The 1,583-nt window shown below is 41.8% G+C and carries 1 protein-coding gene; it reads left to right on the top strand.

The features are described 5' to 3' along the window. Window positions 1–80: 80 nt before the first annotated feature. A partial coding sequence (locus tag H5072_RS18985; protein ID WP_182694451.1) for a fumarate hydratase occupies window positions 81–1,583 on the top strand: 1,503 nt, incomplete at its 3' end.

Genomic DNA, 1,583 nt, shown 5'->3' with positions numbered 1-1,583 from the left:
TGCAAAAAACAGTGCAAACCACCGTCACCGGTTTGATTTAGATTACGCGACAACGCGTAACGGTAACTTAAGGAACCACTATGAGTACAATTTGTCAGCAAGACTTTATTGATAGCATTGAAGATGCATTGCAATATATTTCGTTCTATCACCCACTTGATTTTGTTCAAGCACTCGAAAAAGCGTACAACAAAGAACAAAGTAAAGCGGCTAAAGACGCCATTGCACAAATTTTAATTAACTCACGCATGTCGGCTGAAGGCAAGCGTCCACTTTGCCAAGACACCGGTATTATTACCTGTTTTGTTAAAGTAGGTATGGATGTTAAGTGGGATAAAACAGATTTAACCGTTCAACAAATGGTTGATGAAGGTACTCGTCGTGCATATTTGAATCCAGATAACCCTTTACGTGCATCTATTGTTGCAGACCCTGCTGGTACGCGTAAAAATACTAAAGATAATACGCCTTCGGTTGTGCATATTGATTTAGTAGCGGGTGGAAAAGTAGAAGTAATGGTTGCGGCTAAAGGCGGCGGCTCTGAAAACAAAAGTAAAATGGTTATGTTAAACCCGTCAGATGATGTTGCTGCATGGGTAGAAAAAACACTACCAACAATGGGTGCTGGTTGGTGTCCGCCAGGCATGCTAGGTATAGGTATTGGTGGTACGGCTGAAAAAGCAGCAGTAATGGCTAAAGAGTCGTTAATGGATCCGGTTGATATCCATGAATTAATGGAACGCGGCGCAGAGACAACTGAAGAAAAACTGCGTTTAGAAATTTTTGACCGTGCTAATAAATTAGGTATTGGCGCACAAGGTTTAGGCGGTTTAACAACGGTTGTTGATGTTAAAATTAAAACAGCACCAACGCATGCAGCTTCAAAACCTGTAGTAATGATCCCAAATTGTGCGGCAACTCGCCATGTACATTTTACGCTTGACGGTTCTGGCCCTGCTAATTTAAAAGCACCTAAACTAGAAGATTGGCCACAAGTAACATTTGAAGTGGGCGAAGGCACACGTCGTGTTGATTTAAATACACTGACTAAAAAAGATGTTCAAGAATGGAAAATGGGTGAAACCGTTTTACTTTCGGGCACTATTTTAACAGGTCGTGATGCAGCGCATAAACGTTTGCAAGATATGATCAACTCAGGTGAAGGTTTACCTGAGGGCGTAGACTTTGATAATAAATTTATTTATTACGTAGGCCCAGTGGATGCGGTACGCGATGAAGCAGTAGGTCCTGCTGGCCCTACAACAGCCACTCGCATGGATAAATTTACCGATATGATGCTAGAAAAAACAGGCATTGTAGGCATGATTGGTAAAGCTGAACGTGGCCCTGCGACTGTTGAGTCTATTAAAGAGCATAAATCTGTTTATTTGATGGCTGTAGGCGGCGCAGCTTACTTAGTATCTAAAGCGATTAAAAAAGCGCGTGTTGTAGCTTTTGAAGATTTAGGTATGGAAGCTATTTACGAATTTGAAGTAGAAGATATGCCAGTGACTGTTGCAGTAGACAGTGAAGGCGCCAATGCGCATACACAAGGCCCTGCTATCTGGAAAGCTAAAATTGAA

Source organism: Pseudoalteromonas sp. SR45-5 (assembly GCF_014163565.1).
Taxonomy (GTDB): Bacteria; Pseudomonadota; Gammaproteobacteria; order Enterobacterales; family Alteromonadaceae; genus Pseudoalteromonas; species Pseudoalteromonas distincta.
Note: the sequence above shows the minus strand (reverse complement) of the source record. Positions and strands in the feature narration are given on the sequence as shown.